This window comes from Aequorivita sp. CRS11 (assembly GCF_059693805.1).
The window spans coordinates 320,995-346,017 of record NZ_JCATIG010000003.1 but is presented as its reverse complement, the minus strand read 5'-3'; the positions used below and the strand labels follow the sequence as shown (position 1 = coordinate 346,017).

Here is a 25,023-nt window from a genome sequence, read left to right as displayed (position 1 = left end):
TATGGAAACTATCAAACTTAAAGATAAGTTTTCAACCTTCAAAAAGCACTGGCATCCGCATCAAATAGCAATTGTAGACGATATGCAGGTACTTTTGGCTAAATTGAAAGATGAATTTGTTTGGCACAAACACGAAAAAGAGGACGAACTATTTTTTGTGCAAAAAGGAACTTTGGAAATGCACTTTCGCGATAAGGTTGAAATAGTTTCCGAAGGCGAAATAATCGTTGTTCCCAAAGGCGTGGAGCATTACCCAAAAACGCAAAATGGCAAAGAGGTGCATGTACTTCTTTTTGAAAAACTTTCCACAAAACATACTGGCAATGTATCTTCTGAAAAAACTGTTGTCGAATATCCTAAAATCTAAAGAATGAAAATTCTCCATCTCGATAGCAACCATCCTTTATTATTGAAAATGCTGCGGGAAGCCGGATTTTCAAATGAAGAAAATTACAAATCCCCAAAAGTTGAAGTTGAAGAAATCATTTCAAATTATGATGGCATTGTAATAAGAAGCCGCTTCAATATTGATAAAGAATTTCTCGATGCTGCCAAAAACCTGAAATTTATTGCACGTGTTGGCGCGGGTTTGGAAAGCATAGATACAGATTACGCCGGAAATCAGGGCATTAAATTAATTGCCGCTCCCGAAGGCAATAGAAACGCCGTTGGTGAGCATGCGTTGGGAATGCTTCTTTCGTTGTTCAACAACTTAAATAAAGCCGACAGAGAGGTTAAAAATGGCCTGTGGAACCGTGAGGCCAACCGAGGGATAGAGCTGGACGGAAAAACTGTTGGAATCATCGGTTACGGTAATATGGGGAAAGCGTTCGCAAAAAAATTGAAAGGTTTTGATTGCGAAGTAATTTGTTTTGACATAAAAGAAAATGTGGGTGATGAAAACGCAATGCAAGTTTCATTGGATGAACTTCAGCAAAGCGCTGATGTTTTGAGCCTTCACACCCCGTGGACGCCGTTGACGGATAAAATGGTGAATTCAGAATTTATCAATTCGTTTTCAAAACCCTTTTGGCTCATAAATACCGCACGCGGTAAAAGTGTGGTAACGGCCGATTTGGTTTCAGCATTAAAAAGTGGAAAAGTTCTCGGTGCCGGGCTCGACGTATTGGAATATGAAAAACTTTCATTTGAAACGCTTTTTGATTCAGACAATCTGCCAAATTCCTTAAAGGAACTTTTCGCAATGGACAAGGTAATTTTAAGTCCGCATATTGCTGGATGGACGGTTGAAAGCAAAGAAAAACTGGCAATGGTAATTGCTGATAAGATTATTAAACATTTCAAATAAACATAAAATGAAAAAAAGAGTTACGGGCATTGGTGGTATATTTTTTAAAACGAACGACCCCGATAAAACAAAAGATTGGTACAAAAACCATTTGGGATTGAACACCGATAATTACGGTTGCACCTTTTGGTGGCAGGACGAAAATGGCAACAAATGCTCTACACAATGGAGCCCTTTTAAGGCAGATACCAACTATTTTTCGCCAAGTGAAAAGGAGTTCATGGTTAACTACCGTGTGGAAAACCTGGATGAATTACTGAAAATCTTAAAAGAGGAAGGTGTAACAATTGTAGGGGAAATGGAGACTTATGATTATGGAAAGTTTGGATGGATACTAGATCCCGATGGAAATAAAATTGAACTTTGGGAACCCGTTGATAGTGCATTTCTATAATTTTTTATACATTTAAATCACATAAAAACCAACTAATCAATATTATGGAAGAACAACAGAACACAGGCTACGACAGTACCCAACAGCAATCACGAAATACCGCGAATGAAAGCTGGAACCAAACTCAACCCCATCAGAACCAGGAAAATAAAAAGATTTTGGCAGGAATACTTGCTATCGTATTAGGTGGATTTGGGATTCATAAATTCATTTTAGGATATACCCAAGAAGGGATTATTCAAATAGTTATAACCGTGGTAACTTGCGGTATCGGTAGCATAATAGGTTTGATTGAAGGCATAATTTACCTAACCAAAAGTGATGAGGAATTTTACCAAACCTATCAAGTTAGTAAAAAAGGGTGGTTTTAAAAGTTAAAAGGCCTTTGGATTTTTCAAAGGCCTTTTTTAAAATTTTAATGAAAATAGAATGAGCGAGCACGGCGCAATACCCAATTTAATTTACAGCGATGCAAACGCTGCGGTTTCATTTTTAAAAAAGGCGTTCGGTTTTAAGGAACACGGTGTTTATAAAGACGACAACGGCAAAATATTTCACGCACAACTAGTATTGGGAAAGGCTTTGATAATGGTAAATCCATTCAATCCCGACAGCGCATTTGGTAAAATGCTGAACCTTCCCAAAAATCTTGAAGGCTACAATACCCAAACGCCTTATTTTATAATCGAGAATGTTGATGAACATTACAAAAACGCAAAGGCAAATGGTGCCGAAATAGTAATGGACATTAAGGACGAAGACTACGGGGGTCGTGGTTATAGCTGCAAAGACCCCGAAGGAAATATTTGGAGCTTTGGAAGCTATAATCCTTTTTCAGAAAAGTAAAATTCAAAAAAATAAAGCTATGAGAATTATCCTTTCCATCCTTGCCGCACTGTTGCTTTGCGTAAGTTGCAAAAATCCAAAAAATGAAGATATCTCTTCGGAAAATGTTGAAGTTGCTACCGAGCAATTATGCTTCCGAAATGAATATCCCTTTCCCGATAGTACCGAAAATATTGATGTCCTTAATCTTGACCTTCAAATAAAAGGAGATTCGGTAACGGGTAATTACAATTGGTTGCCTGCCTTAGAAGATCAACGCAACGGTACATTGACTGGAACTATAGAAAATAAAACTATCAACGCTACCTATCGGTATATGCAAGAAGGTATTGAAGAAACAGCCGAAGTAACGATAGTTCTCAAAGACGATAAAGCCATTATAACGGGAGACAATCCCGAATCGGGCTTAGATACAGAAGTGGCAAAAATTGACTGCAATTAAATTAAAAGTTTTGGTGTTTTGAGGGGCTTTTTGCACTTCCCTATTGCTTAAGTACCGCCACAATTTGAGGCACGTCTTTCTGTTCAAAGAAATAAATGGTTTTAACCAAATATTTCAAAATCCAGCTTTTTTGATAAATCAGTTTTTCAGCAAGAGTCGCAATTATAATATCACGTGTTTTTAGCTCCTCATTTTTATTGTGGGAAAAATGATATTGATTGGCAAAAAGCCAAGCTCCATCCCTTGCTACATTAATGCTGAAACTTACCAACTTGTCTTCACGCCCTTTTCCAAATCTGTCAAGCAAACCGAATAAGGGCGAAACAGAAATTATCTTCGTCTCCACATATGCAATCATCGAACCCAGAATTTCATTGATTTTATTAAAATCGTTTTCAAAATCCATCAACTCGCCGTTATCCCCAACGGTTTCTACCACGGCAATTCCGAGGTCTAAATTGATGTGCGCATTTATACCCAATAGCAAATGTTGCATTATTAACAAATTTCCTTTTTTTGCTGCATCAAAGGCTTTTTTCCAACTTTGAGTAAAAGGTTTGTTTGCGCTCAAACGTTCATATGCTTCAATATATCTATTGGCAAAAAGCACATCCAGCTTTTCCATTCGCTCGTTGTTTTCAAATTCATTATTTAGAATTCCCTCTTTAATGCGAATAGTAACTTTTTGATACAGAATAGGAAAATACGCCATACAGGAATTGTTGGCACATTCGGCGTCGATAATATTGTCCAACCGTGCTATAACTTCATCAATAGTTTTTGCGGCCATATTGAACAATTTTAAAATGAATTAATCAGGATTTACTTTTTCGTTTGAATTTTCCGCATCGGCACTGTCCCCATTTTTATCAGAATATTTCTTTTCAAGTTCTGCCTGAAACTCCTCCATCACTGGCTTTACAGTACTCTCCGGTAAATCTGCAATACGAATATACATTAACCCATCCACTGCATTATTGAAAAGCGGATCAACATTGAAGGCAACAACTTTTGCGTTTTGTTTGATATACTTTTTAATAAGAACGGGCAAACGAAGACTTCCCGGCTCTACTTCATCAATTATTTTGTCAAATTTGTTTAAGTCTGCCTCACTTTCGTCAAAAATGAAATCCTTATCGGCATCCTTCAATTTTACCTTGTATTCCTTCTTCGGATTGATGTATTGCGCCACATAGGGATCGTAATAGTTCGATTTCATGAACTCAATCATCAACCCTTTAGAGAATTCCGAAAATTTATTGCTGATGCTCACGCCGCCAATTAAATAACGGTGCTCTGGGTAACGAAGCGTTGTGTGTACAATTCCTTTCCAAAGCAAAAATAATGGCATTGGACGCAATTGGTATTCCTTAATTATGAAAGCACGCCCCATCTCGATGGATTTACTCATCATTTCATATAATTCAGGTTCAAAGCGAAACAAATCTTGAAGATAAAAACCGTCAATCCCAAAACGCGGAAAAATCTCGGACCCTAAGCCCATGCGGTATGCTCCCGCCATTTTTTGAGCATCGTTGTCCCACAGAAACATATGGTGGTAGTAACTGTCAAATTTGTCGAGATCCGTACTATTATTGGTGCCTTCGCCCACTTCGCGGAAGGTGATTTCGCGTAGCCTCCCTATTTCCTGCAAAATGTACGGAACTGAATTTGCCTCGGCCAAAAACACTTCATAATTTTTGCTGACCAGCAGTCGCTTATCGTTTTCGCGCAACTTTTCTATTTCTGCTTCTATAGCTTTTAGTGGAATCGGTCCGGCAATTTTCTTCGGAGGCTTTGGAAATTTCAGCGTTTTCGGGATGTTGTCCAATAACTTTTTCTTCTGAAAAGCATTGGAAAGCATATAAGTTTTCTTCCGAAGAAATTCGGTAAATACAGGAAGTGACTCGTGTTCCTTTTGGTCTTCCACAGAAATTGCGTTTCCAATCCTAACTTTTATCAAACGCTCCTTTTGCGTGAGCAATTCCGAAGGCAACTTGGCAGTGCGAAGCGTATCGCTCATTTTGGCTAAGCGATAGAAAAGCTTGCTGTTCTTAGCGTGAAAATAGATAGGCACCACGGGCACTTCGGCTTTTTTTACCAACTTCATCGCAGCTTCTTCCCAAGGCTTATCAACCAATAATTTTCCGTCTCTATATGTTGAAACCTCTCCTGCGGGGAAAATTCCCAAGGGATGGCCTTCCTGCAAATGTTTCAGCGCAGATTTAAAACCGATAATACTCGATTTTACATCCTTTCTGTCCTCAAAAGGATTTACGGGCATTACGTAAGGTTTCAGTGGTTCAATTCTGTGCAAAAGGAAATTGGCCACTATCTTAAAATCGGGACGATGCTCCAGCAGTAATTTTAAAAGAAGAATTCCGTCAATTCCGCCCAATGGGTGGTTTGAAATAGTTATAAAAGCTCCTGTTTTTGGTATTCTTCGCAGGTCTTCCTCCGGAATTTCAAACTTGATTTCAAACTCCTCAATAAGTGCATTGATAAAATCGAGATCTTTTAAATGCTTTTTTTTGTCGTAAATTTTGTTGAGGGTGGTAATGTTTAAAACCTTCATCAATGACCAGCCCATAAACGTGCCCAGAAAGCCAAATTTATCGACGTTTATTGCTTTTGCAACTTCCTTAGCATTGACTAATCCCATGAAATATTTTGGTTGTTTGTGTTCAACAAATATAACGAATGCAAACGATACTATTCCTTAATAACCAACTGCACCGTCTCCTTGCTTTCCTGCTTCAAAAGCACATTTTTATTTTCCGCAAGTGCCTTTACTTCAGTGGGGTTAAAATGCCGGATGGTGTACAGCGCAACGTTTTCGTTCCATTTTACACTGAATTTTTCCCGAAGTTTTGCGAGCAATGCCTCCAAATTGTTGAATTTGTCGTTCACGCACACCGAAAAACTGATGGCTGAGTTTTGGATCATTTCAACCTTCATTTTGTATTTGTGGAGCCATTTAAAAACGTCGCCAATGTTATCTTCCATCATAAAAGAAAAGTCCAACGAAGAAAGTGAAATGAGCACCAATCCTTTTTTCAAGATAAAACACGAAGTTTGTGGATCGAGTGTTACGCCTTTACCCACGCAGGTTCCGGGAGCGGTTGGGTTTAAAAATGATTTCACAAAAAGTGGAATTTCCTTTCGCTGCAACGGCTGAAGCGTTTTCGGGTGAATTACCGAGGCGCCGTAAAAAGCAAGCTCAATTGCTTCTCGATAACTAATGTGATTTAGCAACATAGTTTCCGAAAAATAACGTGGGTCAGCATTTAAAACGCCGGGCACGTCCTTCCAAATAGTTACATTTTCAGCATTCAAACAATAGGCAAAAATTGCCGCGGTGTAATCACTACCCTCTCTGCCAAGCGTCGTGGTAAAGTTATTCGAGGTTTCCGAACCCAAAAAACCTTGGGTTAGGGTAATTCCTGTTTTGCTGACTTTTTCAGAAATATTCTCCTGGGTTTTCTCCCAATCCACGTTCGCATCGCGGTAATTTGCATCAGTTTTTATGCATTGGCGCACATCGAGCCACGTATTGTGTATTCCGTGTTCGGAAAAGTATGCTGAGACTATCTTTGAAGAAATAATTTCTCCGAAGGAAACAACTTGGTCGTAAACAAAAGCATGGTTTTTGGATTTGTTGGTTTCCAAAAAGCGCTTCAACTCTTTAAAAGTCTTGTCCAAATCAATAAAAGCAGGATGCGAGGTAGAAGAAAACAGGCCTTTCAAAATTTCGTAATGAAAGTCATAAACAGCCCGTAAAGCATTTTTTACATCACCCGATTCCGAAAAATAATCTTTTATAACTTCTTCCAGCGCATTGGTAGTTTTCCCCATTGCAGAAACCACGATAACTAAGTTTTTTTCTCCCGTTTGGGAAATTACCGAAATCACATTTTTTACGCTATCGGCATCTTTAGTGGACGCACCACCAAACTTGAAGATTTTCATCCAGAATTTATTTTATGAATTTATATAATTTTTCAGGCCCTTTTCATCCATATGTACTACGCGCCAATCTTTCACGATATTGGCGCCGCTTCGTTCATAAAAACGGATTGCGCCTTTGTTCCAGTCCAAAACATCCCAAGCAACGCGCTTTAGGCCGCGGTCATAAGCAAACTGCATCACTTGTTTGTAGAGTGCCTCACCTATTCCCTTGCCGCGCTGGGCTTCCTTTACAATTAAATCTTCCAAATGGAGCGTCCTGCCCTTCCAAGTTGAAAAGCGGAAATATATCAAGGCCGCACCAACAATTTCATCGTCAGATTCTGCAACAAAGCAAGTAAAAATTGGGTTTTCACCGAAACCTTCGCGTTCCAAATCCTGCACTGTAACTTCAACTGCATCGGGTTCCTTTTCAAAAATGGCTAACTCTTTTATGAGTTCCAAAACTTGTGGCATATCTTCGTTTACGGCTTGTCTTACTTTCATAATTTTGAAAATTAATTAGCGTTGCAAATATCGGTTCAATTTCTTAAAAATCCCGATATTTGCTTCAAATTCAGGATACCTTCAACCCCATGGCAAAAATAAATCAATCGCTTGGCGAGTTTATAATTGAAAATCAAAGCGAATTCAAGTACTCTTCCGGTGAGCTTTCACGATTAATAAATTCAATTCGTTTGGCGGCAAAAGTGGTAAACCATAAAGTAAACAAAGCCGGATTGGTTGATATTTTAGGTACGGCCGGAGATATGAATGTTCAGGGCGAAGACCAGCAAAAACTGGATGTTTTTGCCAACGAGGTATTTATAAATACGCTTACAAACCGTGAGATTGTATGTGGAATTGCAAGCGAGGAAGAGGACGATTTTATAACTATAAAGGGCAGAAACGAAAAGAACGACAACAAATATGTGGTGTTGATGGATCCGCTGGACGGTTCTTCCAATATAGATGTGAATGTTTCGGTAGGTACTATTTTTTCTATTTTCAGAAGAATTACACCTTCGGGAACTCCTGTAACGATTGAAGATTTTCTTCAACCGGGCATAAACCAGGTAGCTGCTGGTTACATTGTCTACGGTACTTCAACAATGATAGTTTATACTACGGGCCACGGCGTAAACGGGTTTACGTTAAATCCCGCAATTGGAACGTACTACCTTTCACACCCGAACATGAAGTTCCCGGACAAAGGAAATATTTATTCAGTTAATGAAGGAAATTACGTCCACTTTCCCCAAGGAGTAAAAGATTACATAAAATATTGTCAAAAAGAAGAGGAAGATCGTCCTTATACGTCACGTTACATAGGTTCATTGGTTTCAGATTTCCATCGAAACATGATTAAAGGTGGTATTTATATTTATCCCAGTACTTCAAAAGATCCAAAAGGGAAACTAAGACTGTTGTACGAATGTAACCCCATGGCGATGATTGCCGAACAGGCGGGAGGAAAGGCCAGCAATGGCTTTCAAAGAATTTTGGAAATTCAACCAACCACTTTGCATCAGCGGGTGCCATTTTTCAGCGGGACTACCGAAATGGTAGAAAAGGCGGAAGAATTTATGAGAAATGCAAAATAAAAAAACCCGAAGCTTTCACCACGGGTTTCTTGTTCCTTCAAAAAAGAGTTAGTCTTTTCTATTTAGTAAATAACGGTAATCCTCAAGGCTTAAACCACCACTGTATATTGCAATTGATCTTTTAATTAAATCTTGGGCAAGCTCAGCAGTATAACCAAGACCGATTGCGTATTTTTCAATTAAAAAACGCTCGTGGTCGTCTATTTCATGGTCAGCAAAAATAATTTGGAACAAATCGTGCATACGTTCCAAACGTCTTTCGGAAGAATTTGGTGGATTGATAGGATATTTTGAAGGATTTTTCAGCACCGCATCATATTCTTCTTGTTCAATATCCAATTTTCGCGCAAAACGCTTTAGCATTTTTTCTTCTTCCGCACCTATTTCCCCATCAATGGAAGCCATGTTTGCAATAGAAGCAAAATGCCCCAAATTTCGGGAATGCTCCCCGCTTTCGAATAAATCTGTAAATGACATAATTTGGTTTTTATACTGCAAATATAAAACTTGTAAACGACAATTGCGAGCAAAGCAAAGCAATCTGTTAAGGTTTTCTTCATTTAATCCTAAAAGCATTTCAACCTAAACTTTTCTTAATTCTGTGCGAAGCATAACAAGCTTTCACTATTTTTAAATTGCTATTGAAAAAAAAAATGAAACAACCATTACTCGTTTTTAACGACAAAGGAATTTATTGCCAGAAAGCAGACGTTTATATAGATGCATGGCGCCCGGTGGATAAATGCATCGTTACCCACGGCCACGCAGATCATAGCCGTTGGGGCCACAAACAATACATTACACAAAATAATAATGTACCTATTATTAAGCATCGTTTGGGGGACATTTCAGTAACTGGAAAAAAATGGAACGAAACTTTTACAATTAATGGCGTGAAATTTTCCCTGCATCCTGCCGGCCATATTATGGCTTCATCACAGGTTCGAGTGGAATATAAAGGCGAAGTCTGGGTTTTCACAGGTGACTTCAAAACCGAAGATGACGGCTTAGCAGAAATTTACGAACCTGTAAAATGCCACACATTTATAACGGAATGCACTTTTGGTTTGCCCGCTTTTAAATGGGAGCCGCAAGCGGAAGTTTTTAAGGATATAAACGATTGGTGGGCAACCAATAAAAGTGATGGCAGAACTTCCATTCTGTTTGGATACAGTTTGGGAAAAGCCCAGCGTTTGCTGAAGCATCTCGATACTTCCATCGGAAAAATCTACACCCACGGCGCGGTTGAAAATATGACTGAAGTAGTTCGGGCAAACTATAAACTCCCCGAAACTAAGTTAATAACGCGCGATACTTCAAAAGAAGAAATAAAAGGAAACATAATAGTTGCACCACCCAGCGCCCATGGCAGCACTTGGATTAGAAGGTTTGTGCCTTATGTAACAGCTTCCGCAAGCGGTTGGATGACTTTTCGCGGTGCAAGAAGAAGAAGAGCTATTGACCGCGGATTTGTATTAAGCGATCACGCTGATTGGGACGGTTTGCTTTCGGCAATCGAAGCTACGGGTTGCGAAAAAGTAATCGCCACCCATGGATATATAGATATTTTTGCGCGCTATTTAAGGGAAGAATTAGGCTACGACGCCCGAACCGAAAAAACCCAATACGAAGAAGAAGGAAGCGAAACGATGAAAAAGGAAGAGGAGGAAAATGTATGAAAGATTTTGCCCAACTCATAAAAAAACTCGATAGCACGAACAAAACCAATGAAAAGGTAGCGGCGCTCACGGCCTATTTTCAAAATGCAAATGATGAAGATAAACTTTGGACTATTGCTATACTTTCGCACCGACGTCCAAAACGTCCTGTGAATACTACCCTTTTACGACTTTGGGCTACGGAAATCAGTGGAATTCCGCTTTGGCTATTTGAGGAAAGCTATCATATTGTAGGCGATTTGGCGGAAACGATTGCACTAATTTTACCAACTTCGGAAGAATATTCCGAGAAATCACTTTCAGAATTTGTTTCAGAAATCATTGAACTCCGAACGCTTCCCGAAGAAGAAAAAAAGAAATATCTGCACGACAATTGGTTGGCGCTTAATTATTTTGAACGTTTCGTTTTCAATAAAATTCTTACCGGAAGTTTTAGAATTGGCGTAAGCCAAAAGTTAATGACGCGCGCGCTTTCAAAAGCTACCGGAATTGATGAAGATATTTTGGCCTATAAATTAATGGGTGATTGGACCCCCGAAAAAACAACCTATAAAAAACTAATTCTCGAACAAAATGAAGAAGATTATCTCAGCAAACCGTATCCGTTTTACTTGGCGTATGCGGTGGAGGATGATTTTCAGGAGGATTTGGGGCCCATTTCAGATTGGAGCTTCGAGCATAAATGGGATGGCATTCGTAGCCAAGTAATAATCCGGAATGATGAGGTTTTTGTGTGGTCAAGGGGTGAGGAATTGGTAACCGATAAATATCCCGAGTTTCAAAATTTCCTAAAAGTAATTCCCAATGGAACTGTGATTGACGGTGAAATCCTTCCTTTTTCAGATGGAGAAATTCAAAACTTCAATACACTTCAAACCCGCATTGGAAGAAAAAATATTTCCAAAGCACTGCTAAAAAAAACCCCAGTAATTCTGAATGCGTACGATTTGTTGGAATGGCGGGGCGAAGATATTCGACAAAAACCTTTTTCGGAGCGGAGAAAAATTTTAGATGGATTGATTCAAAAGATAAATTCCGAAGAAATTGGAATTTATTTAAGCGAAACAATGCAGTTTGAAACCTGGGAAGAAGCTGCTGCCGAGCGCGATCTTTCCCGGGAAAAAAGAAGCGAAGGTTTGATGTTGAAACGAAAGAATTCACCATACTTAGTTGGAAGAAAAAAAGGTGATTGGTGGAAATGGAAAATCGATCCGTTTACAATTGATGCGGTTTTAACCTATGCCATGCGTGGCCACGGAAGACGTGCAAATCTGTACACAGATTATACATTCGCACTGTGGAATGACGGCGAATTGGTAACATTCGCAAAAGCTTACTCCGGATTAACGGATGCGGAATTTAGACAAGTAGATAATTGGATAAAACGAAATACCTTAGAGCGTTTTGGTCCCGTGCGGAGCGTAACTCCGCATCACGTTTTTGAAATTGCTTTTGAAGGAATTGCAGAAAGCAGTCGTCATAAAAGTGGGATTGCCACGCGATTTCCGCGGATTCTTCGTTGGCGAAAAGATAAACCAATTTCCGAAGCCAATACTCTGGATGATCTTAAAGCACTAATCCCAAAATGAAACAAGCCGAACTCATTTCCATAGCCGAGGATTGGTTTCAATCAAAAAATTGGAAGTCATTTACGTTCCAAAGAAAAACCTGGAAAGCATTTCTCGATGGTAAGCACGGCCTTTTAAACGCTCCAACGGGTAGTGGGAAAACCTATGCGCTTTGGGTACCGATTGTACTTCAATATTTAAAGGAAAACCCCGATTATAAAACGAAACACAAAAAAGGATTGAAGGCAATTTGGATTACACCTTTGCGAGCACTTTCCGTAGAAATTCAGCAAGCGGCGCAGCGTTTTGCGGATGATTTGGGAATAGGATTGACGGTGGGAATCCGCACGGGCGATACGTCCCAAAGCGAACGGGCAAAACAAAAACGCCAAATGCCCGATTTGTTGATTACCACACCTGAAAGTTTAATGCTTTTACTCGCTTCAAAAGGGTATGATAAAACCTTTAAAACCCTAACTGCAATTGTAGTTGACGAATGGCACGAACTTTTGGGAAGCAAGCGTGGTGTGCAAATGGAACTCGCACTTTCACGCTTAAAAACTGTTTCGCCAAAACTTCGAATTTGGGGAATCTCTGCCACAATTGGGAATCTCGAGGAAGCGCAAGATGTACTGTTGGGGATGGATTCTGAATTCCGAAAAAATGCTGTTTTAATCAAAGCAAAGGAGAAAAAGAGAATTGAAGTCCGCTCAATCATTCCAAAAAAAATGGAAACCTTTCCGTGGCGCGGACATTTAGGTTTGCATCTTTTGGAAGAAATCATTCCAATAATAAACAACAGTAAAACCACGCTTATTTTCACCAATACACGCGGACAGTGCGAAATTTGGTTTCAAAAAATCCTTGAAAAACATCCTGAATTTGCAGGTGAAATTGCGATGCACCACGGCAGCATTGGGAAAGAAACAAGGCTTTGGGTGGAGCAGGCTATCCGCAACGAATCGTTGACCGCGGTTGTTGCGACTTCAAGTTTGGATTTGGGAGTGGATTTTGCACCTGTGGAAACCATAATTCAAATCGGCGGACCGAAGGGAATTGCAAAATTTCTGCAACGGGCAGGGAGAAGCAATCACCGCCCGGGAGAGCCTTCGGTGATTTATTTTTTGCCTACGCATGCCTTGGAATTGGTGGAAGCTTCGGCATTAAAAAGAGCGGTAAAAGAAGATGTTGTTGAAGATAGAATCCCTTATTTGTTAAGTTTTGACGTACTTATTCAATATTTGGTAACGCTTGCAATAAGCAATGGATTTTTTCCAAAGGAAATTTTTTCAGAAGTAAAAAACACTTTTTGTTTTCAAGGAATTACGGACGAGCAATGGAATTGGTGCCTCAATTTTATCACTTTAGGAAGTCAAAGTTTGCAAGCGTACGATGAATATAAAAAAGTGGAAGTCACGGATGAAGGTCTATTTAAAGTGGAAAGCAGGCAAATCGCGATGATGCATCGTTTGAGCATCGGCACAATAGTGAGCGATAGTATGATGCTCGTTAAGTACGTTTCTGGGGGATTTATCGGTACGATTGAAGAATGGTTTATAAGCAAAATGAAGCCGGGCGACACTTTTGTTTTTGCAGGACGAACACTGGAATTGGTCAGACTTAGGCAGATGGTAGCACAGGTTCGGAAATCAGGCAAACGTTCTGCGAAAGTTGTCAGTTTTATGGGTGGGCGGTTGCCGCTTTCTTCACAAATGAGTAAAATTCTTCGGGAAGAATTGCAAAGTGAAGCCGACCACAAACGGAATACACCTGAATTAAAGGCATTGAGCCAAATTTTTGACAGACAGGAACGCGAAAGTATCGTGCCCGGTGAAAATGAATTTTTAATTGAAACCTTCAAAACCCGCGAAGGCTATCACACCCTTTTTTATCCGTTTGAAGGGCGTTTTGTGCACGAAGCGATGAGTAGTTTGCTGGCGTATAGAATTAGTTTGTTGTCGCCGATTACCTTTTCACTGGCGTATAACGATTATGGTTTTGAACTATTGAGCGACCAATTTTTGAATATTCAAAATGTGATTGACAACAATCTTTTTTCTTCGGAATTTCTTTTTGACGATCTTCAAAAAAGCTTGAATGCTACGGAATTGGCACGCAGAAAATTTCGAGATATAGCGGTTATCAGCGGGATGGTTTTTCAGGGATATCCAAACAAAGTGATTAAAACGAAGCATTTGCAAAGCAACAGTCAATTGCTTTTTGATGTTTTTAGAGATTATGAGCCGGACAATCTTTTGTACCTTCAGGCCTATCGGGAAACTTTTGAACATCAACTGGAAGAAGGCAGATTGCGATTGGCTTTGGAACGTATCAATTCACAAAAAATAATTTGGAAACAGTGCGAAAAAGCAACGCCTTTCAGCTTTCCGATTATTACAGATAGACTTCGCGAAAAACTTTCTTCAGAAAAACTGGCGGATAGAATAAAAAAAATGACACTTCAATTAATGAAATGATTCAAAAAATATCAATAAAACATAACACATTTCTTCTTCACCCTAGCGGAGCCATCTATTGGGAAGAAAAAAAAACACTCTTGATTGCAGATGTGCATTTGGGAAAAGTGGTTCATTTCAGAAAACACGGCGCTCCCGTTCCCGCAAATGCAGCTTTTAAAAACCTTGAGAAACTTACCGAAATCAGTAATCAATTTCAACCTGAAACCATCTGTTTTTTGGGTGATCTTTTTCATAGTAAGCTGAATGAAGAATGGCAGGATTTTGAAAAATGGGTAGAATATACCAAAGCCGAAATAGTTCTTATTTCAGGGAATCACGACATCATTCCAAAATATCTTTACGAAGATTTAGGTGTAAAAGTTTTTGATGAAGTGTTATTGGATGGTTTTCATTTAACCCATCACCCAAGCGAAATTAAAGGAACTTTCAACTTTTCGGGCCACATACATCCAGGAATTAGAATGAAAGGTATTGGTCGTCAATTTTTAAAACTACCGTGTTTTTATAAAACAGAAAACCAACTTATTTTGCCCGCTTTTGGTAACTTTACAGGGAAACATATTTTAACGCCTTCGGAAAAAGATGCCGTTTTTGCCATTGTGGAAGGCGAAGTAATTTGTGTTTCAAAAAACTAATTTATTATGAAGAAGACATTACAAATAGCAAACATTATCGCCTTCGTGACAACTGTATTTGTCAATTATCTATCCAATACAGGAGCGATGAATAATACTACTATTGGCGAAATTTCAAATTCCTCTAAAAACCTTTTCACTCCCGCTGGATACGCATTCTCAATTTGGGGACTTATTTATTTAATGCTTTTAGGATTTGTAATTTATCAAAGCCGAAGCCTCTTCACCAAAGTGCGCGATGATGACTTTATTTTAAAAACGGGCTGGTGGTTTGTGCTTTCCTGCCTCGCCAATATTATGTGGATTACTTTTTGGCTTTACGGATATATGGAATATTCCATCCTTGCTATTTTCGTGTTGCTCTTTTCACTGTTAAAAATCGTGTTGAACAACCGGATGGAACTTTGGGATGCGCCAATTTCCGTTATTGCTTTTCTTTGGTGGCCTTTCGTGTTTTACAGCGGCTGGGTTACCGTGGCGAGCATCGCAAATGTAGCGGCCTATTTAACGAGTATTGAGTGGAACGCCTGGGGCTATAGTGAAGTTTCGTGGGCGGTAACGATGATTATCATTGCTGGAATAATAAACTTAGTAGTAACGTGGCGAAGAAATATGCGTGAATTTGCATTAGTAGGAGTGTGGGCCTTGGCGGCAATAGCAGTAGCCAATTGGAACGTGAGCAAAACCGTTGCCTATGTAGCGATTGCAGTGGCCGCAGTTTTGTTTGTAAGCAGCAGTTACCACGGGTTTAAAAATAGAGCTACAAGCCCCAATATTAAATTAAGGGAACATCTCAATTCTAAAAAGTAATTTTGGAATTTGAATTTTTGGGAATTTCTCCTAAACCATCCCCTTAATATCATTTCCCCAAGTGGGATAAGCAAAAATCATTGCCTTAATATTCTCAGTAGTCAGTTTTCCGCACATTGCCAGCACGAATAGATTGATCATTTCTCCGGCTTCGGAAGCGATTATATGCGCGCCCAAAACAATATTTCGTTTTTTGTCCACGATCGTTTTATAGGCGTAAACGTCGTCATTAATGCGTTTTGCATTGAACCATTTCGGGACGCTTTTATATTCCACTACAAAATCATAACCTTTTTCCTTTGCCTCTTCCTCAGTCAAACCGATTGCTGCAACTTGTGGAATGGTGAAAACAACCGATGGTACTGGCGGAAAATCCATTTTTGTGTGGTTTCCATTTCTGATATTCAACGAAACTATCCGAGCTTCCTGGGATGTAGTTGGCGTTAATGGTAACGCCCCACTTGCCGAAACATCGCCACAGGCATAGACAGATTTATTGGTTGTATTCTGAAGAAATTCGTTCACCGAAATCCCGCTTTTTTCAAACGCGACATTTGCTTTTTCCAAATCCAGCTCGTCGATGGATGGCACGCGGCCGGCGGTATTGAAAACCATTCGGGCGACAACGGATTCGGTTTTACCATTCTTTTCATAAGAAACGCGAATGTTTTTCTGAAGTTTTTCCACTTCGGAAACCTTTGCGTTGAAAATAAATTTGATCCCAAGTTCTTCCGAAGCTTTTGTGAGGTGCGAAACGATATCGGCTTCAAAAGGCCTGAGCGGACGATCCTCAAACTCAATTACCGTAACTTTTGCGCCGCAGCGCGCGGCAATGTGGGCAAACTCCATCCCGATATAGCCCGCGCCAACAAAGACGATGCTTTCGGGCAGTTCTTCCAATTCCAAAAAATCGTCGCTGACCATTAAATGTTCCCTTCCAGGGATTTTCAGCTCCATGGGTTTTTGGCCGGTCGCAATTACAATCTTTTTCGCCTTTAAGGTTTTTCCTTCCACCGAAAGTGTGTTTTCATTAAGAAATTTTGGCGATTGATGGTACAATTCAATTCCTGCTTCTTTCAATTTCTTTTCCGTGGAAGCAGGTACAGCATCTGTAAATGTTGACTTAAACTTCTGAAGCGCTGCCCAATCAATTTTTGGGATGGAAACAATTCCTTTTCCTCTTAAATTTGTAGCTAGTTGCATCGCCTCCGTAATTCCCACCAAAACTTTTTTCGGGTCGCAACCTCTATTTGGGCAGGTTCCGCCAAATTCGCGGTTGTCCGCAATCGCTACTTTCATTCCTTCCGCAGCGCAATCATACGCCACAGTTTTTCCGGCGGTTCCGGTTCCTATTACAAAAACATCGTATTCTTTTATAGCCATAAACCGAAAATAGAGAAACGCCCAAGTTATTTGTGTTAGCAAAATGATAAAGTTGAATTTTGCAGTTTGAAAAATAATAAAGCGTACTATCTTTGCCGTCCCGATGAGCAAAACACTCGTTACTTCGCTTTATTCACGGTCTTCGCAAACACGAAAACTGGGGGAAACTATTGCTTCATCCGAAAATAAAATTCAAGTTTCTGGGCTCGTTGGCTCATCCCTTTCACTTGTAATTGCTGAAACTTTTTCTACTTCGGAATTGCCTTTTCTTTTAATTTTTAACGATAAGGAAGAAGCGGCTTACCATTTAAACGATCTCGAAAATCTGTTGGGCGACCAAAATGTGCTTTTCTATCCTGGAAGTTATAGACGGCCATATCAAATTGAGGAGACCGACAATGCCAATGTTTTGCTGCGAAGCGAGGTTTTAAACCGGATAAATTCCCGAAAAAAACCAGCGCTGATCGTAACCTATCCCGAAGCGCTTTTTGAGAAGGTCGTAACCCGAAAGGAATTGGAACGAAACACGCTGAAAATTGCAGTAAACGACCAACTTTCCATCGATTTTGTAAACGAGGTTTTGTTTGAATACCGCTTCAAACGTACCGATTTTGTTACCGAACCAGGCGAATTTTCAGTGCGGGGTGGAATTTTGGATGTATTTAGTTTCAGCAATGACGAACCGTACCGAATTGAATTTTTTGGCGATGAGGTTGACAGCATTCGGACCTTTGATGTAGAAACGCAGCTTTCTTTGGAACAAGTGAAAAAGGTTTCCATCATTCCAAATGTGGAAAATAAAATGGTGGATGAAAACCGAGAAAGTTTTCTGAAATATATCGCATCCAAAACCGTGGTTTTTCTAAAAAATGAAGAACTTTTTAGTAGCGCAATTGATAACCTTTTCAAAAAAGCAACTGAAGCTTTTAATGCAATCGATTCTGAAATAAAACGCGCAAAGCCTTCGGAACTTTTCTGTACTTCGGAATTGTTGAAAGCACAACTTTCCGAATTTACAACGGTTCATTTAAAAAACAACAAAGCTCCCCTCCTCTCGGGAGGGGCTGGGGGTGGGCTTTCGTTTTCAACTAAACCACAACCGTCGTTCAACAAACAGTTCAATTTACTGATTGAAAACCTGAATGAAAACACCGAAAAAGGTTATAAAAACTACATTTTCTGCAGTAGCGAGCAACAGGCAAAGCGTTTTCACGACATTTTTGAAGATGCCCAACAAAATGTGGAACAGTTTGAAACTATTGTTTTTCCGCTGTTTCAAGGCTTTATTGATGACGATTTAAAACTAGTTTGCTATACCGATCATCAAATTTTTGAGCGTTACCATAAATTTCAACTGAAAAACGGTTACGCCAAAAAGCAGGCGATCACTTTAAAGGAAATTACCAATCTGGAAGTGGGCGATTACGTAACGCATATTGACCACGGAATTGGGAAATTTGGCGGATTGCAGAAAATTGAAGTGGAAGGAAAAATGCAGGAAGCCATCAAACTTTTTTACGGTGAGCGCGATATTTTGTATCTCAGCATTCACTCGTTGCACAAGATTTCAAAATACAACGGCAAGGATGGAAAGGAGCCCAAAATATACAAATTAGGTAGCGATGCGTGGAAAAAGCTGAAGCAAAAAACCAAGACCCGTGTAAAGGAAATTGCTTTTAATTTAATTGAATTATACGCAAAACGACGCACGCTGAAAGGTTTCGCATTCGAGCCCGATAGCTATTTGCAGGCAGAATTGGAATCCTCCTTCATTTATGAAGATACCCCAGACCAAAGTACGGCAACCGAAGACGTTAAAAAAGATATGGAAAACGAGCGCCCGATGGATCGTTTAGTCTGTGGCGACGTAGGTTTCGGAAAAACGGAAGTCGCTATTCGCGCGGCTTTTAAAGCGGTGGATAACGGAAAACAAGTCGCCGTTTTGGTGCCGACCACCGTTTTGGCGTTTCAGCATTTTAAAACTTTTTCCGAACGTTTGGCTGATATGCCCGTAAAAGTTGATTATCTCAACCGTTTCCGCACAGCAAAAGAACGAAAAACCGTTTTGGAGGAATTGAAAAACGGCAAACTCGATATCGTTATTGGCACACATCAATTGGTTAACAAATCGGTTGAATTTAAGGACTTGGGTCTTTTAATTATTGATGAAGAACAGAAGTTTGGAGTTGCCGTAAAGGATAAATTGAAAACTATCAAAGAAAATGTGGATACGTTGACGTTAACCGCAACGCCCATTCCGCGTACGTTGCAGTTCAGTTTGATGGCCGCGCGTGATCTTTCGGTTATCACTACACCGCCACCCAACCGCTATCCTGTGGAAACGCACGTCATCCGTTTTGGGGAAGAAAGCATTCGCGATGCCGTTCGCTATGAAATTTCGCGCGGCGGACAAGTTTTCTTTGTTCACAATAGAATAGAAAATATAAAAGAAGTCGCCGGAATGCTCCAACGTTTGGTGCCCGATGCGAAAATAGGGATCGGTCACGGGCAGATGGACGGCAAAAAACTGGAAGATTTGATGCTTCGGTTTATGAACAATGAATTCGATGTTTTAGTTTCGACCACAATTATTGAAAGCGGACTGGACGTTCCGAATGCGAATACTATTTTCATCAACAACGCCAATAATTTTGGACTTTCAGATTTGCACCAAATGCGCGGCCGCGTGGGCCGAAGCAATAAAAAAGCATTCTGTTATTTCATCACTCCGGAATATTCAGCAATGACGGACGAAGCGCGAAAACGAATCACCGCTTTGGAACAATTTTCAGAATTGGGCAGCGGGATAAACATTGCGATGAAGGATTTGGAAATCCGTGGCGCGGGAGATTTACTGGGCGGCGAACAGAGCGGGTTTATCAACGAAATGGGTTTTGAAACCTATCAAAAAATTCTTGCCGAAGCCATTGAGGAACTGAAAGACAAAGAGTTTAAAAATCTTTATGAAGAAACGGAAGGGCCGAAGAAGAATTTCGTAAAAGAAATGACAATCGATACCGATTTCGAATTGCTGTTTCCTGATGATTACGTGAATAATATTACCGAAAGACTCAATCTTTACACAAAATTGAACGAGCTAAAAAACGAGGCCGAACTTCAGAAATTTGAAAAGGAGTTGCTGGACCGTTTTGGGGAAATGCCAAAGGAAGCGGAAGATTTGCTGAACAGCGTTCGCATAAAATGGATTGCAATTTCAATGGGCCTTGAACGCCTTGTGATGAAACAGAAAAAAATGATCGGTTATTTTGTGGCAGACCAGCAGAGTGCTTTTTACCAAAGCGCAGCTTTTACCAAAGTGCTGCAATACGTACAAACCCATCCCCAAAAAGTAACGATGAAGGAAAAACAAACCCGAAATGGCTTGCGGTTGTTGCTTACTTTTGAAGGTATTTCTTCCGTAGATAAAGCACTTCGGGCTTTGGAGCCCTTTAGCGAATAACCCCTTTAAAATCAACGAATGTCGGGTAAATGTCGGGTGAAATTCACTTGAAAATATTGCACTATCTTTACTGCCATCGTACTATTGCTTCATCAATTCAGAAAAAATGAAACAACCAGAACTCGGCCGAAAAATTTTAGAACTTCGTAAACAAAAAGGCTTTACGCAAGAGGAACTTGTGGAACAATGCAACATAAATGTGCGGACCATTCAACGTATTGAAGCTGGCGAAGTAACGCCCCGAAGTTTTACATTGAAAACAATTTTAAATGCGTTGGGCGAAGATTTGGAAAACTTGCAAGAATCCGAAGCTTCCCCTTTTGAAAATTTCAATTTAAAAGAGGTTGGCTTTTCTATTTTTTACATAAAACTGGCTTGGATTTGCGGTATCATTTATTTCCTTTCCGGTTTTGTGGAATTTGCCGTGGACTATGCCCGATTTCAGGAAGATGAATTGATAATTCCAAAAGCCGCATACATCAGTATGAAATTTATAGTGATGCTGGCCTATATTTATTTTTTATGGGGTTTTGTTTTGAGCGGCAAAATTTTCAATAATTATTTGTTGAAAATAGGTGCTTTCTTTTTAATTGGCACAACAATTTTATTTTACGGGTACGATATGGCTTCACTCTACTTTGAACCATTTTACACCGAATATGTTATAACTATACAATCAATTTTCTGTGGAATTGGCGGTATTATTTTTGGTTTGGCCGTGATGCGATTGGAAAATCCCTTTGGTAAGATCCCAGGAATAGCCGGTGGTTTTGAAGTTGTGAGCGGGATATTGTTTGTATTGGTTTTTATGGCATGGTTGGGGCTTGCCTTTTTAATTCCTGCTATGATTTTACAGATTATTTTACTCTATAAAATTGAAGAGTTTATAAAAAAAGAAAGAGATTCTCGTAATTCCGAAAATTAAAAATGATAAAAAGCATTTTCAAAATGCTGAAGTTGTTCCATTTTTTGGTTCTTTAAAACCGCAATAATATCAAAGCGAACTTCCACATCAAGCTCATTTGAAACGATATATTCATTGGCTGCTTTTACCAAAAGTTTGATTTTGTTTTTGGTTACGAAATCTTGCGGGTTACCAAAAAATGAGCTATTTCGTGTTTTTACTTCCACCATGACAACTGTGCCTTCTTCCTTTTGGGCGATGATGTCTATTTCGGCTTTGTCAAAATAGAAATTTCGGCGCAGGATTTTATAACCGTTGCGAAGCAAATATTGCGCGGCTATTTCTTCCCCTATTTTTCCGAGTTCGTTGTGCGTTGCCATAACTTTAAAAATACCAAATTTCAAGCACCAAATTCCAAAAACGAATAGTCGAATTTGGCATTTTGGAATTTGACAATTGTAATTTCTTAAAACTTCAAAGTTATTTGATTGTCTGCAATTTTCAATTCAACTTCCCTTCCCATAATCAAAGCCCGATTATCCGCGATATGCCCTGCCGGAAAATTTAAAATAACTGGATACTCGTATTCTTTTACCAAATCCGCAATAATCTCCTCAGCGGTTTTTCCGAAGTACACTTTATTGTCTTTCATCTCCGTCATTCCCCCAATGATAAGGCCTTTCGGATTTTTCAGATAACCACTTCGTTTTAAATTCATCATCATTCTATCCACGTGATAAAGCATTTCGTCCAAATCTTCGATGAAAAGAATTTTGCCATCGGTTTTCATTTCAGAATTACTTCCTATTAATGAATATAAAACCGAAAGGTTGCCACCAACTAATTCGCCTTTCAAAATTCCGAACGGCGCGAAGGAATCTGTCCATTTCATTTCAATACTATATTCCTCCCCAAACAAAACTTTCCGAATGGATTCCCTGGCTTCCTCTGTTTTATTTTCAATCTCCAAACACATCTGCGCGTGCAAGGTTTCAATTCCAAAATTGTGGATGTGCGAGTGTAAAACCGTAACATCACTGTACCCAACAATCCATTTCGGATTTTTTTTGAAAGCCGAAAAGTCAAGTTTATCGATAATTCGAACCGTTCCGTAACCGCCACGGGCACACCAAATTGCTTTAATATTTGGATCATCCAGCATTTGCTGAAAATCTGAAGCGCGCAATTCGTCACTGCCTGCAAACTGGTTTTCTTCGGCTCCAATTGTTTTCCCTAACACTGCTTTCAAACCCCAACGTTCAAGTAATTGAAGTACGGGCTTTAATTCTTTTTTTGAAATTTTCCGCGCGGTGGAAACTATGCCAACCGTGTCGCCTTTTTCAAGTCTGTTTGGTGTAATCATGAATCTAATTAAAATCACAAATTACTACATTTATATGTACTTTTGTCGTCTCAAAAAAAATTATGGATCAAAACCCAAACAGGTATACAATTACCGCCGCTTTACCATATACAAACGGACCCGTTCACATAGGCCATTTAGCGGGCGTTTACGTGCCTGCGGATATTTACGCACGTTACCAACGACTTCAAAATAAGGATGTTGTCTTTATTTGCGGCAGCGATGAACACGGTGTGCCCATTACAATAAAAGCGAAAAAAGAAGGCATTACGCCGCAACAAGTGGTAGATAAATATCACGCCATTATCAAAAAATCTTTTGAAGATTTCGGGATTTCCTTTGATAACTATTCGCGTACTTCTGCGGAAATCCATCATAAAACAGCTTCAGAATTTTTCAAAAAATTATATGAAGAAGGAAAATTTACTGAAGAAATTACCGAACAATTATATGATGAAGAAGCCAATCAGTTTTTAGCAGACCGATATATCACAGGAACCTGTCCAAAATGTGGCAATGAGGAAGCCTATGGCGACCAATGTGAAAAATGTGGTTCAAGTTTAAATGCTACAGAATTAATTAATCCGAAAAGTGCCATTTCGGGAAATGTACCTATTCTAAAAGAAACAAAGCATTGGTTTTTGCCTTTAAACGAATATGAAGATTTTTTAAAAAAATGGATACTCGTTGATCATAAAAAAGATTGGAAAACAAACGTTTATGGCCAGTGCAAAAGTTGGATTGACGACGGTTTGCGTCCACGCGCTGTTACACGAGATCTCGATTGGGGAATTCCCGTGCCGGTTGAAGGAGCAGACGGGAAAGTACTTTATGTTTGGTTTGATGCACCAATCGGCTACATTTCCTCAACAAAAGAATGGGCGGAGCGCGAAGGTAAAAATTGGGAAGATTATTGGAAGGACGAAAACACCAAAATGCTTCACTTTATTGGGAAAGACAACATCGTTTTCCACTGCATCATTTTCCCTGCAATGCTGAAAGCGGAGGGAAGTTACATACTTCCCGAAAACGTTCCCGCAAATGAATTTTTGAATTTGGAAGGCAATAAAATTTCAACCAGTAAAAATTGGGCGGTTTGGTTGCACGAATATTTGGAGGATTTTCCGAACCAGCAGGATGTGTTGCGATACACTTTAACCTCAAATGCCCCGGAAACAAAGGATAACGATTTTACATGGGCAGATTTTCAAGCCCGAAATAATAATGAATTGGTTGCTATTTTTGGAAATTTCATAAACCGTGTAATGGTTTTAACCGATAAATATTACGAAGGAATTATTCCCGAACCTTCAACTTTTTCAGAAATTGATGAACAGGTTTTAAGCGAGTTAAAAGCATATCCTGCCGTAATTGCAAGTTCGTTGGAGCGTTACCGTTTTCGCGAAGCACAGGCAGAATTGATGAACGTGGCACGCCTCGGAAACAAATATTTAGCCGACGAGGAACCGTGGAAAACTATAAAAACCGACGAGGAGCGCACCAAAACGGTAATGTATGTTGCACTGCAAATTGCATCGGCTTTGGCAGTATTAAGCGAACCGTTTTTGCCGTTTACTTCGGAAAAATTAAAGAATATGCTCAATGTCACCCTGAACGCAGTCGAAGGGTGGAACGATGTTTCTTCAAAATCAGAACTCGTAAAACCAGGGCATAAAATTGGAAAAGCCGAATTGCTTTTCAGCAAAATAGAAGATGAGCAGATTGAAGCACAATTAGAAAAATTGAAACAAACCAAAATGGATAATAAAGAGAATAAAGAACAGATTGCTTCGGGTGAAACCTCGCAAGTAACGCCTCAAAAAGAAACGATTCAATACGACGATTTCGCTAAACTCGATATGCGCGTTGGAACCATAATTAAAGCCGAAAAAATGCCGAAAGCTGACAAACTTTTAGTGTTGAAAGTTGATACGGGAATTGACGTTCGTACCATTGTTTCCGGTATTGCGGAAAGTTTTAAACCAGAGGAAATCATCGGTAAAAAAGTTACTGTTTTGGCAAACCTTGCGCCGAGAGCCCTTCGCGGGTTTGAAAGCCAAGGGATGATTTTGATGACTGAAAATGCTGAGGGAAAACTTGTTTTTGTAAATCCTGGGGAAGATGGGGTTGAGAATGGGGCGACAATAAACTAACAAAAAAATCTGCGAAAATCTGCGCGATCTGCGGGCGACATTAAACAT

Annotated in this window: 23 protein-coding genes; 15 read left to right on the top strand and 8 right to left on the bottom strand. The window is 39.6% G+C overall.

The genetic code is table 11. The annotated features are described in order from the left end of the window. The first annotated feature begins 1 nt into the window (after window position 1). The 6 genes from AC58DT_RS07560 to AC58DT_RS07535 are packed head-to-tail and all read left to right on the top strand — an operon-like array spanning window position 2 to window position 2,991. Window positions 2-367, top strand: a complete 366-nt coding sequence (locus AC58DT_RS07560) for a cupin domain-containing protein (protein ID WP_497216263.1) — start codon at window positions 2-4, stop codon at window positions 365-367. Between the two features lie 3 nt (window positions 368-370). Next, window positions 371-1,309, top strand: a complete 939-nt coding sequence (locus AC58DT_RS07555) for a 2-hydroxyacid dehydrogenase (protein WP_497216262.1) — start codon at window positions 371-373, stop codon at window positions 1,307-1,309. Window positions 1,310-1,316: 7 nt separating this feature from the next. Continuing rightward, window positions 1,317-1,703 carry a VOC family protein gene (locus AC58DT_RS07550; protein WP_497216261.1) on the top strand — a complete coding sequence of 129 codons (387 nt, stop codon included), beginning with the start codon at window positions 1,317-1,319 and terminating at the stop codon, window positions 1,701-1,703. Between the two features lie 44 nt (window positions 1,704-1,747). Then, complete coding sequence (locus AC58DT_RS07545) at window positions 1,748-2,074, top strand: TM2 domain-containing protein (RefSeq protein WP_497216260.1); 327 nt, start codon at window positions 1,748-1,750, stop codon at window positions 2,072-2,074. Between the two features lie 58 nt (window positions 2,075-2,132). Further along, complete coding sequence (locus AC58DT_RS07540) at window positions 2,133-2,549, top strand: VOC family protein (protein ID WP_497216259.1); 417 nt, start codon at window positions 2,133-2,135, stop codon at window positions 2,547-2,549. A 19-nt stretch (window positions 2,550-2,568) separates the two neighbouring features. Then, window positions 2,569-2,991: a hypothetical protein gene (locus AC58DT_RS07535; protein ID WP_497216258.1), complete on the top strand. Its 423-nt coding sequence runs from the start codon at window positions 2,569-2,571 to the stop codon at window positions 2,989-2,991. Between the two features lie 40 nt (window positions 2,992-3,031). On the opposite strand, the gene AC58DT_RS07530 is transcribed toward AC58DT_RS07535, so the two are convergent. From AC58DT_RS07530 to AC58DT_RS07515, 4 genes are read right to left on the bottom strand one after another with little or no spacing between them, the layout of a single operon-like run. Continuing rightward, window positions 3,032-3,781 (bottom strand): DUF5995 family protein, encoded by a 750-nt coding sequence (locus AC58DT_RS07530; RefSeq protein WP_497216257.1) that lies wholly within the window; start codon window positions 3,779-3,781, stop codon window positions 3,032-3,034. A gap of 21 nt (window positions 3,782-3,802) precedes the next feature. Next, window positions 3,803-5,653, bottom strand: a complete 1,851-nt coding sequence (locus tag AC58DT_RS07525) for a GNAT family N-acyltransferase (protein ID WP_497216256.1) — start codon at window positions 5,651-5,653, stop codon at window positions 3,803-3,805. A 50-nt stretch (window positions 5,654-5,703) separates the two neighbouring features. Next, complete coding sequence (locus tag AC58DT_RS07520; protein WP_497216255.1) at window positions 5,704-6,960, bottom strand: aspartate kinase; 1,257 nt, start codon at window positions 6,958-6,960, stop codon at window positions 5,704-5,706. 12 nt (window positions 6,961-6,972) lie between these two features. After that, on the bottom strand, window positions 6,973-7,443 hold the full coding sequence (locus AC58DT_RS07515) for a GNAT family N-acetyltransferase (protein ID WP_497216254.1): 471 nt from the start codon (window positions 7,441-7,443) through the stop codon (window positions 6,973-6,975). An 89-nt stretch (window positions 7,444-7,532) separates the two neighbouring features. Here AC58DT_RS07515 and fbp point away from each other — a divergent pair, with 89 nt between their 5' ends. Further along, window positions 7,533-8,540, top strand: a complete 1,008-nt coding sequence (gene fbp / locus AC58DT_RS07510) for a class 1 fructose-bisphosphatase (protein WP_497216253.1) — start codon at window positions 7,533-7,535, stop codon at window positions 8,538-8,540. 48 nt (window positions 8,541-8,588) lie between these two features. On the opposite strand, the gene AC58DT_RS07505 is transcribed toward fbp, so the two are convergent. Then, window positions 8,589-9,017 carry a tellurite resistance TerB family protein gene (locus AC58DT_RS07505; protein ID WP_497216252.1) on the bottom strand — a complete coding sequence of 143 codons (429 nt, stop codon included), beginning with the start codon at window positions 9,015-9,017 and terminating at the stop codon, window positions 8,589-8,591. Between the two features lie 176 nt (window positions 9,018-9,193). Here AC58DT_RS07505 and AC58DT_RS07500 point away from each other — a divergent pair, with 176 nt between their 5' ends. From AC58DT_RS07500 to AC58DT_RS07480, 5 genes are read left to right on the top strand one after another with little or no spacing between them, the layout of a single operon-like run. Beyond that, complete coding sequence (locus AC58DT_RS07500; protein ID WP_497216251.1) at window positions 9,194-10,219, top strand: ligase-associated DNA damage response exonuclease; 1,026 nt, start codon at window positions 9,194-9,196, stop codon at window positions 10,217-10,219. After that, a complete protein-coding gene (locus tag AC58DT_RS07495; protein WP_497216250.1) occupies window positions 10,216-11,808 on the top strand; it encodes an ATP-dependent DNA ligase in 1,593 nt (530 codons plus the stop codon). Before AC58DT_RS07500 ends, AC58DT_RS07495 begins: the two co-directional genes overlap by 4 nt. After that, entirely contained in the window at window positions 11,805-14,264 is a 2,460-nt protein-coding gene (locus AC58DT_RS07490) for a ligase-associated DNA damage response DEXH box helicase (RefSeq protein ID WP_497216249.1), read from the top strand. The genes AC58DT_RS07495 and AC58DT_RS07490 overlap by 4 nt, the downstream gene beginning before the upstream one ends. Beyond that, the gene (pdeM, locus tag AC58DT_RS07485) at window positions 14,261-14,902 is read left to right on the top strand and encodes a ligase-associated DNA damage response endonuclease PdeM (protein ID WP_497216248.1); all 642 of its coding nucleotides are present in this window, start codon (window positions 14,261-14,263) and stop codon (window positions 14,900-14,902) included. Before AC58DT_RS07490 ends, pdeM begins: the two co-directional genes overlap by 4 nt. A gap of 6 nt (window positions 14,903-14,908) precedes the next feature. Next, window positions 14,909-15,712, top strand: a complete 804-nt coding sequence (locus AC58DT_RS07480) for a TspO-related membrane protein (protein WP_497216247.1) — start codon at window positions 14,909-14,911, stop codon at window positions 15,710-15,712. A gap of 30 nt (window positions 15,713-15,742) precedes the next feature. Here AC58DT_RS07480 and AC58DT_RS07475 read toward each other — a convergent pair whose 3' ends face one another. Then, window positions 15,743-17,137, bottom strand: coding sequence for a dihydrolipoyl dehydrogenase family protein (locus AC58DT_RS07475; RefSeq protein WP_497216246.1), 1,395 nt, complete (start codon window positions 17,135-17,137; stop codon window positions 15,743-15,745). Between the two features lie 61 nt (window positions 17,138-17,198). On the opposite strand from AC58DT_RS07475, the gene mfd reads away from it, so the two are divergent. Beyond that, window positions 17,199-20,555, top strand: a complete 3,357-nt coding sequence (mfd, locus tag AC58DT_RS07470; protein WP_497216245.1) for a transcription-repair coupling factor — start codon at window positions 17,199-17,201, stop codon at window positions 20,553-20,555. Window positions 20,556-20,661: 106 nt separating this feature from the next. Beyond that, entirely contained in the window at window positions 20,662-21,480 is an 819-nt protein-coding gene (locus AC58DT_RS07465) for a helix-turn-helix domain-containing protein (protein ID WP_497216244.1), read from the top strand. Here AC58DT_RS07465 and AC58DT_RS07460 read toward each other — a convergent pair. Both AC58DT_RS07460 and AC58DT_RS07455 read right to left on the bottom strand, forming a co-directional pair. After that, a complete protein-coding gene (locus AC58DT_RS07460; protein ID WP_497216243.1) occupies window positions 21,477-21,839 on the bottom strand; it encodes a YraN family protein in 363 nt (120 codons plus the stop codon). The genes AC58DT_RS07465 and AC58DT_RS07460 overlap by 4 nt on opposite strands. An 86-nt stretch (window positions 21,840-21,925) precedes the next feature. Next, entirely contained in the window at window positions 21,926-22,822 is an 897-nt protein-coding gene (locus AC58DT_RS07455) for a S66 peptidase family protein (protein WP_497216242.1), read from the bottom strand. Window positions 22,823-22,884: 62 nt separating this feature from the next. On the opposite strand from AC58DT_RS07455, the gene metG reads away from it, so the two are divergent. Continuing rightward, complete coding sequence (gene metG / locus AC58DT_RS07450) at window positions 22,885-24,975, top strand: methionine--tRNA ligase (RefSeq protein ID WP_497216241.1); 2,091 nt, start codon at window positions 22,885-22,887, stop codon at window positions 24,973-24,975. The last annotated feature ends 48 nt before the right edge of the window (window positions 24,976-25,023 follow it).